Source organism: Sphaerisporangium sp. NPDC049457 (assembly GCF_055586705.1).
In genome coordinates, this window is the sequence record NZ_JBVJHR010000022.1 from 126,985 (window position 1) to 135,329 (window position 8,345).

The window sequence follows — 8,345 nt, forward strand, 5'->3', positions numbered from 1 at the left end:
CGGACCCCCGAACTATCAACTCTCGGTTGGTGGTTGCCCTCCGGCCGGAGGCCCTTCGACCGGAGGGACGTCTTCGGACTGCTCGCCGGGATCCGCGAACGGCTCGTCGGGGCGCGGCGCGAGCGGGTCATCCACGGGGGAGCCGCGGTCCTCCTTGATGCGCTCGACCTCTTGGCGGACCTGCTCGTCGTCCCACTCGGGGCGTGCCGTGCGGACCTTGTACTCGGTGCTGATGGCCTCGGCCTGCGCGAGGAGGGCGATGGTCTCGGCGATGCTCTTGGGGTCCTCGGAGACGCTGTCGCCGAACTCCAGGTCCGGCCGCTCCGGCTCGACACCGGAGCGGAAAAGCTCGGCGTCGATCATCAGCAGCGTCTCCAGGAAGTCCGCCAGCTCCGGCCGCTGATAGACCACCTTGCGGCTCCGCGTGGTGAACGTACGCCGCTGCCGGGCGACCACCTCGGTCGCGGTGACGGCCACGTCGCCCATGGAGCCGAACGTCTGCGCCGAGTAGCCGGCCGCGGCGACGATCCGGTCCGCCAGCTCCTGGGCGGTGCGCTGGTGCTGGTCAACCCTGATCTCGAACTGGTTGGCCGTCAAGTCCATGCCGTTCTGGCCGGGCAGCGCGTCGATCGCCTCGTACGCCTCCTGGTCGAGGTCGAAGCCGGCGCCCTGTCCGGGGCCGGCCGACTGGAGGTAGGCGCGGGGGACGATGATCCTGGCCTTGGCCAGGCGGATGTCCCGCATCCAGGAGGACCACACTTCGTCGAGGGCGTCCATCAGGCCGAAGATCGCGGTCGAGTAGTCGGGGCGGCCGAGGTTCGCGCCGAGCGGGTTGGACCGCCACTCCCGGTTGGGCCTCATGTTCGGCAGGTAGTTCGCCGTGAGCTTGTCGATGCCGGTCCGCACGACGGGTTCGAGGCCGGCGGTCGCCGGGGATCCGCCGAGGTCGACGGGCTTGCCGAGCTCGGTCGGTCCGCCGTCGTAGAGGCCGTGCAGGATGACGCCCGGCTCGTGCCGCTCCAGGTGGCGCAGCAGCCGGTTGCCGTCCTCCTCAACGACCCGCCAGAAGGTGACGGCGGCGAGTCTGCCCCACCGCCATTCGGGGATCGCGGCGTCAGGGTGGACGACGTCGGCCCACGGCCGGTCCAGGACGTCGGTGTCCCAGACGGCGCGCAGGAACGCGCCGCCGAGGGGTGAACCAATCTCGGCCTGCTCGAGGAGGACGGCGTGCAGGCCGTCGTCAACGAGCTCCTCGAGGCGCTCCTGGGTCTTGGGGTTGGCGACGGTGGCCTTGGGCGGCTCGGAGTAGAGCAGGTCCGCGGACACGGCGGCGATGTCGGACGCGAGCGGCAGGTGGAGCTTGGTGCGTTTCTCGCCAGCCGGGGTGGGCTTGCCCCAGAACATGCGGCCGAGGAACCCGGCGAGGCCGCCGCGGTGCTGGATCGGCCGGTTGAGGGGGCGGGTGCCGGCTCCGGCGGGGTCACCGTAGATGGCGGCGAGGTGGTCGGGGTTGCCTTCGTACCAGGCGCTGTTGATGGCGTACTGGTCGTAGATGGGGGCGAGGTTGGGGGGCGGCCAGGTGCCGCCGCTCGGCAGCGGCATCTCAGGTCCTCTCAGAACTTGACGGGGCGAGCGTCCGAGGTGCGCGGAGGCCACAGCCAGTAGCCCTCGCTCATGTCGTCCGGGGCCTCCTGGCGCGACGTCGCCCAGTAGGTGTCGTTGCCGTCAAGAAACACCTGGAGGTTGGCGATCGTCGTGCTCGGGTCGAAGACGCGCACGACCATGGCGGGGTAGACGTCGCCCGCGCGGGCCACGTTGCCGTGGTTGCGGGCCTGCCCCTCGACGAAGGAGTCATCGCGACGCTTGTTGATCAGATTCGCGTCCTGCTCGCTCAGACGGTAGTGAACGATGCGGCCGACGGTCGGGGTCATGCTGCCTCCAGGGCGAGGGTAAGGGTTGGTCACGAGAAGTGGGGTTCCCGAAAGTTACCGGCTGGTATCAGCCAGCAAGTAGGACGGGCTCGGCGAGCTGGTACTGCCAGAGCGGACGCGTCGTGTGAAGCACGTACCGGCCGGCGTCCAGCGAGTGGTCCGCGACCTTGATGACGACGTCCTCGCCCTCGGCTGATTTCTTGTCGTCCCACGAGTAGCCGGGGGCCTCCTCGCGCCACCCCGCGCACGACTCGTGCACCCGTAGCCGGTCGGTCGCCAGGAGCGACGCGACGGTGTGAAGGCCCGGGAGCACCTCGTTGTCACCGTGAACGCTCGGCACGCCGTCGTCATGGAGCTGCACGCGGAACGAGGCCGCGGACGGGTCGATAACGACGTACTGCGGGTCCTCCCCGCCGGCCGCCATCCAGTCGCGCAGGCGCCGCGAGTACTCGGCGTCGGTCAGCGACCGACGGGCGAGCTTGGAGTCGTAGCGGTACTCCCTGGTTAGATACAGCCGCCCGTCGGCGCCGAGCCCCAGCATGAGGGCGGCGAACGGATTGGTGGTGCCGTAGTCCACCCCGACGCCGATCCACCGCACGATCTGCGGCATGGCGCTGACGACATGCTTGGACTCGTCCCAGCAGTCGTACACGGCGCCCTCGGCGAGGCACCAAGCGCCCTCGATGAACCGGCGGTACCACAGGCCGGTGTACTCGGCCTTGAGCGCGGTGACGTACGCGGGGTCGAGCGCGGGGTTGTCGTCGAGGGTGAAGTGCCAGTGCCGCAGGTCGAGTTCCCGCTCGCGCAGGATGAACTTCTTGCGGACCCAGTGAGCGGGCCCGTCGGGGTTGGTCGTGCAGAAGGCCTTGGCGCCGGTCACGGACAGGCGGGCAAGGAGCTGGGTGAAGAACGCTTCGGGCAGGAGGGTGAGCTCGTCGACGTAGGCGCCGGCAGCGGTGAGGCCGCGCAGGCGACCTTCGGCCTTGGCGTCGTTGGCGGTGATGACCTCGATGTCGCGGCCGAGGATCGTCGCGGTTCCGGCGCCGCGGGTGTACTTCACGTGCGCGGCGGCCGGGCCGGTGACGGCGGGGTCTTGGAGGGGGCCGAAGACGTTGCGGGCGACGGTGTCGAACGTCTTGCCGGACACGACAAGGGCGCCACCGCGGGGCGCCTGTGCGACGTAGGTGAGCCAGCGCAGCAGGGACGCGACGGTCTTGCCGGAGCGGACGGCACCGGACCAGATGTTGATGCGGGCGGTGGCGTGGGCGATGGAGCGCTCTTGGAGCTCACTCAGCCGGGGTGTCGCCATGCCTGGCCTGAAGGTCGCCGAGGAGAGCGCCGAGGAGCGAGCCGACCTGGTCGGCACCTTCCTGGGAGTCGAACCGCTCGCGGAGAAGGTGCTTGTCGAACGCGACGGCCGCGCTGGTCATCAGGTTACGCAGGTCCCCGGTCGGTGGCCGGTCCAGTGTCTTCTCGTTGTAGGTGTTGTCCTTGCCGCCGAAATGGAAGACGACGTGGGGCTCAGTCATCTGCTCCAGGGCCTCGCGGGCTCGGCGGAGGAACAGTTGCCCCACGATGGCGCGCTCGGCGGCCATGTCGGCCTTGCGTGCGCGCGTGGCGTTTTCGGTCTGAGCGCGCGACCACGCGCCGGTGATGTTGTTCTCTCGGGCGATCTTCCGGACGACGTGGTCGCTTACGCCGTGCTCGCGGGCGATGCCGCGGCAGGACTTCCCGCCGGCCTTGATGGCGGCGAGGATGGCGGCGCGCTTGGTGGGGTCGAGAGGCGGCGGCACACGCGCTCACCCCCAGCTCTTGACGCGGGTCTTGGTCCGCTTGCAGTCGCGGCACTGGTAGGTCCGCACGCGGCCGATGACTTCGACGAGGTCCCAGCGGTGCGTGAAGGGGATGCACATGGGCACCCCCGGACGTGCGAAAGCCCCGCGCGACGGCGGGGCTCTGTGATCAAGACATGAAGTATCAGGAGTGATTATCCACAGGGTCTTGAGCTGCGTCAACCTGAACGATCACCCGTACATCTCATCGAGCCGCTCGTCGAGTTCGGCCAGATCGGGATGGTGCGCCACCATGCGGCGGCCCTGCTCGTGCTCGCGAATGCCCTGCCGTGCTTCCTCGGTTATGGCCTGGTCAATGGCATTCGCCACGGGTCGCAGCATGGCCATGACCTCGTTGGCCCATGTCGTGAGGTGCGGGAGCACGCGGTCCCAGTGCACGCTCGCGGGCCCGTAGGCGCAAACGTGGTTGACCATGCGCGCGGCGGCAATCAGCCCGACTCCCTCGGCTTCATCGACGCGCACGGCGAGGGCGAGACGGGTTCTCTGGTCGGGGAAGGTCACGACGCAATCATCTCTCGTGCGCGAGCGGTCTGCTCGGCCTCGGACATGACTCGCCGGCCGAGCCATCGCCACGTGTTCAGCGGCCAGCACGGGTGGCTCTTCCACCACGTGCCGACCGCCCGCGCCGGGGGCTCACACACCCCTTCGCAGACGATCGCGATGTGCTGCTCACACTCGCCGCAGTACCGCCGTGGCTTGCCGTGCAGGCATTCCAGCTCGGCGAGGAGGTTGCGGATCCGCCAGGTCTTCGCGCCGCCGGCGGGGGCTTCGGGGGTGGTGCCCTGGCACCAGGGGCAGACGATGTTGAGCAGCTGCCCGTCGGCGACCAGGGCGAGCGCGTGCGCGGTCTGGGAGGCCATCCGCCCGGTGATGGGTGCGGCCCACTCGGCGAGGTCCTCGCTGAGGTGGTCATGGGCGAGGTCGAGGTAGGGCCGGGCGTCGGCGAGGCCGGAGCTGGGCGGGCCGGGCCAGGTGAACCGGGCGGCCCGCGGCAGGGTGCACACGATGGTCCAGGCGAGCTCTTCGGCGTTGGCGAGGATCGCCGTCATGAGGTCGAGGACTTCGACGCGGACGGGGGCGGGGTGCTGGCCGGGCATGGCGGTCGTTGTGGTGGCCTCCCAGCGTTCCAGTCGCGTCTGGTGGTCGCGTTCTTCGGCGCGCTCGGCGGTGAGAAGTAGCTGGCCCCAGCGAACGGGTCGGTCATGGAGGCGCGATTCGGTGAGGTCTTCCCAGTATGCGGATATCCACGCGAGGTTGTATTTCGCGTCGGTGAGCATGCTCATATCGGTGTCTCCTCAGAACGGCGGAATATCGGGGGTGGGCTTTCCGATGGGGACGACGATTTCGATTGGCGGCCCGGGTTTGGCGGGGAAATGCGGGCCGGGCGGGCATTTATGGGTCGCGACGACGTTCCAGCGCCGGGGGGCGCGGATGCGGGATTCGCACCGGTAGATCAGGTACGCCCGGCGGGGCAGGCCTTCGAGGTGGACGTCGTAGGTCCACCGGCCGGCCATGAGGGCGTCAAGTTCGCCGCGGGGGTCGAGGGGCTGGGCGCTGGCGCGGGCGAGGAGTCCTTCGGAGTGGCCGACGAGGGTGGGCGCTCCGCATCGGCGGCAGGTGTCGAGGACGGCCGGTGTCGTGATCAAGATCATGACGTCGCCGTGACGCATGACGGATCGGACAGGTCTCCTACATTGACCCCGATTGTGCGCGCACGTATGCGCGCGCATACGTACACACGTAAGGGGGGAATGCAGAGAAATGTGTCACCTGTCATGAGGGTTTCCGGGCCGGTAGCATCCATGCAGGTCAACCCACGGATTCGCGCCATGACGGATGTGTCACTCCCTGGGCGCATCTGGCACCGGCTCACCATCCCGGCCCGCCGATCTTGCCGTCGTCGCCCTGTGACGGATGCGAGAAGCCGGGGCGCTCCGCGGGCTCGGTGACAGATGGATTCGCTTCGGTTTCCAAGATCGTGATGCCGGTGTAGGACCGCGCGGTGCCGGTTCGGGTCTCCCCGACACCGTGCCGGCGGGTCAGCTCCTGGGTGAGCTTCTTGGCACTGACGGGGGTCTCCCCCTCGGTGAAACACCAGCGTTCGTACGCCTCGCGCAGCTTGGTCTTCTTCACCTGCACGGTGTCGGACGCCGCGGTGTGGCAGCACTCGGCGACGAACCGCGAGACGGTGTCCTGGTCGGAGGCGTACTCGCTGGTCGCCACCTTGACGCTCTCGGGCTCGGCCAGGCCACCTTGCGCGTAGGCCGCGGCGCCGGCGACGATCCACGCGAGCAGCGCCGGGCCGTGGTCGCGGGCAAGGATTCCTTGCAGGTCGGCGACCATCTTGTCCTCGGGGACCTCGTGCTCGAACGGCACCAGCCGTAGCCGTCTCCAGAACGCCCGGCCGCCCCCGGATTTGACGTGCGGCTGATGGTTTCCCATGAGCCACAAATGGTGGCTCGCGGTGAATGTGAAATGGTCCTGACGCATGAATCTCGCGGTCAGGGAATCGCCGCCGGTGAGCTGCTTGACTTTCGTCTCATCGAACCGGGCGTCTTCGTCGACTTCGCTACAGATGACCATTCTCATACCGGCGAGACGGGCGATTTCCGTCTCGTGTGCGACGGTGGACTTGGCCATCAGGAAACCGTTCGGCGCGGTCGTCGCATAATCGCCGAGAACGGCCATCAGCGATTCAAGAAAGACGCCTTTCCCGTTTCCTCCGCTGCCGACACAGAACGGCAGGACGTGCTCGGCGACGCTGCCGGTGGCCGAGTAGCCGACGAGGCGTTGCAGGTAGCCGATGAGCTCGGGGTCGGAGCCGAAGGTGTCGGCGAGGAAGGTGTTCCACCGGGTGGGGTCGGCGTCGGCGTCGGGGGCGCACGCGGTGACCTTGGTGTGGAGCCTGGAGGCGTCGCAGGGGCCGATGAGGCCGGTGCGCAGGTCGACGATGCCGGCGGGGGTGTTGAGCTCCATGGGGTGGGCGTCGAGGTCGTCGAAGGACACGACGACGCGCAGGTCGGTGGAGGCCTGGGTGAGCGTGGCGGTGGTGCCGATCGCGGACAGCGCTTTCTTCTTGTGCGCGATGGCAGCCTTGTCGCCTTCGGCGAGGCCGCGGGCGGCCCGCTTGGCGTACTCGCGGACCAGGCCGCCGCCTTGGGGTTCCCATTCCCAGACGGTGCCGTTCCAGGTGAGCCACCGGCCGCGGTCGGGCACGTAGCGGATGACGTGGCCGTACTGCTCGACGAGGTCGAGGGCGTTGCCGTCGTCGGACTGGGCGAGGGAGCGTTCCTCGACGACGGCCGCGGGCGCGGGGCGCAGCTGATGGACGACTGCGAGGTTGCCGTCGACGAGCGGCGGCGGCTGCACGGAGGGCGCGGGGATGGTGGGCGGGGGCCGGTGCCCGTACCCGGCGGCCTGGAGGGCCCGTGCGGCGGCGCTGAGCGCGTCGGGGGTGGTGCCGCCGTGGTTGAGCACGGCGTAGGCGCCGAACTTGTCGTAGGGCCTCTCAGCCTCGAATTCGGTCGAGGTGGTCCACACGTACAGGTTGTCGCCGTCGTTGCGCCCGGTGGACGCGGAGATGCCGACGTTCTTGCCGGGGCGCCGCCAGTACGTTTCCCGGCCGTTGCGCCAGAGGGGTGTCCATCCGGCGGGGACGAGGATGTCCTCCCATGTGACCTTGGCGTTGTAGTCGTCGCCGGGGGAGATGCCGCCGTCGTCGCCTGCGGCGCGCGCGGGCTGGGTGAACAGCGAGGAGGCGCCGGGGGCGGGCGCCCCGGCGGGCGGCAGCTGGTCGAGGGCGGCGGCGAGCCGGTGCAGGGCGTCCCGTTCGGCGGGGGTGATGGTGGGGATGGTGGCGGGTCCGCCGGCGGCGAGCGACCAGGGCTGCCCGGTGGGGTGGGTGGTGCCGGCGGAGGGGGCGACGACGACCCAGCCGCCTTCGCCGCGCGTCTCGATGAGAACCTTGATCTTCTCGGCGGGGTTGGCCGCGACCTCGGCCTTGCTGGCGGGGCGCCGGGCGAGCTTGGTGTTGCGGGCGACTTGGCCGTCGACGCGGTAGAGCAGGTGGATGCCGCCGGAGGGGGTGAACTCCAGGTAGCCGCTGGCCAGCCTGCCCCACAGTTCGGTGAGCCCGGAGGCTTGGACGAGCTGGGAGAGCTGGGCGGTGAGCCCTTCGGCGATGGCGCGCCCTTCGAGCTCGAACATTTCCAGGTTGCCGGAGGCGGCGCCGGTGACGACGCCGAGGCCGCACGCGAAGGGGCTGCCGTCGAACCACGCGTGCAGCTGCTCGCGGGTGGGCCGGGTGTGCTGGTACTCCTTCCAGGGGACGGCGGGTCGTTTGCTGCCATCGGCGGCGGCCGGGAGGACGCACAGGCCCGCGTCGTGCAGGCCGAGAGCGGCTTCCAGGATGGCGTTGTCGGTCAAGGTGTGGTTCCCCGCTCGTGTGGTGCCGGTTGGAGAGGCGGGGGGGGGGGGGGGGGGGGGGGGGGGGGGGGGGGGGGGGGGGGGGGGGGGGTGGGGGGGAGGGGGGGGGGTCCGCCCGGGGTGGTGGGTGGGTTGC

At 69.8% G+C, this 8,345-nt stretch carries 8 protein-coding genes; all 8 read right to left on the reverse strand.

What is annotated here, in order from left to right:
- Positions 1-15 precede the first annotated feature (15 nt).
- Positions 16-1,602 carry a hypothetical protein gene (locus ACZ6QO_RS30555; protein ID WP_465855673.1) on the reverse strand — a complete coding sequence of 529 codons (1,587 nt, stop codon included), beginning with the start codon at positions 1,600-1,602 and terminating at the stop codon, positions 16-18.
- 11 nt (positions 1,603-1,613) lie between these two features.
- Positions 1,614-1,931, reverse strand: a complete 318-nt coding sequence (locus tag ACZ6QO_RS30560) for a hypothetical protein (protein ID WP_465855674.1) — start codon at positions 1,929-1,931, stop codon at positions 1,614-1,616.
- Between the two features lie 67 nt (positions 1,932-1,998).
- Positions 1,999-3,240, reverse strand: coding sequence for a PBSX family phage terminase large subunit (locus ACZ6QO_RS30565; RefSeq protein ID WP_465855676.1), 1,242 nt, complete (start codon positions 3,238-3,240; stop codon positions 1,999-2,001).
- Positions 3,218-3,724 (reverse strand): hypothetical protein, encoded by a 507-nt coding sequence (locus tag ACZ6QO_RS30570; protein WP_465855678.1) that lies wholly within the window; start codon positions 3,722-3,724, stop codon positions 3,218-3,220. The genes ACZ6QO_RS30565 and ACZ6QO_RS30570 overlap by 23 nt, the downstream gene beginning before the upstream one ends.
- A 231-nt stretch (positions 3,725-3,955) precedes the next feature.
- Positions 3,956-4,285, reverse strand: a complete 330-nt coding sequence (locus ACZ6QO_RS30575; protein WP_465855680.1) for a hypothetical protein — start codon at positions 4,283-4,285, stop codon at positions 3,956-3,958.
- Complete coding sequence (locus tag ACZ6QO_RS30580) at positions 4,282-5,067, reverse strand: hypothetical protein (RefSeq protein ID WP_465855681.1); 786 nt, start codon at positions 5,065-5,067, stop codon at positions 4,282-4,284. Before ACZ6QO_RS30580 ends, ACZ6QO_RS30575 begins: the two co-directional genes overlap by 4 nt.
- Positions 5,068-5,079: 12 nt before the next feature.
- Positions 5,080-5,436, reverse strand: a complete 357-nt coding sequence (locus tag ACZ6QO_RS30585) for a hypothetical protein (protein WP_465855683.1) — start codon at positions 5,434-5,436, stop codon at positions 5,080-5,082.
- Between the two features lie 217 nt (positions 5,437-5,653).
- Complete coding sequence (locus ACZ6QO_RS30590; protein ID WP_465855685.1) at positions 5,654-8,209, reverse strand: phage/plasmid primase, P4 family; 2,556 nt, start codon at positions 8,207-8,209, stop codon at positions 5,654-5,656.
- Positions 8,210-8,345 lie beyond the last annotated feature (136 nt).

Bases quoted from the DNA above. Each gene is read 5' to 3' on its own strand.
- ACZ6QO_RS30585 (WP_465855683.1), bottom strand. From the start codon at position 5,436: ATGATCTTGATCACGACACCGGCCGTCCTCGACACCTGCCGCCGATGC.
- ACZ6QO_RS30555 (WP_465855673.1), bottom strand. From the start codon at position 1,602: ATGCCGCTGCCGAGCGGCGGCACCTGGCCGCCCCCCAACCTCGCCCCC.
- ACZ6QO_RS30565 (WP_465855676.1), bottom strand. From the start codon at position 3,240: ATGGCGACACCCCGGCTGAGTGAGCTCCAAGAGCGCTCCATCGCCCAC.
- ACZ6QO_RS30580 (WP_465855681.1), bottom strand. From the start codon at position 5,067: ATGAGCATGCTCACCGACGCGAAATACAACCTCGCGTGGATATCCGCA.
- ACZ6QO_RS30560 (WP_465855674.1), bottom strand. From the start codon at position 1,931: ATGACCCCGACCGTCGGCCGCATCGTTCACTACCGTCTGAGCGAGCAG.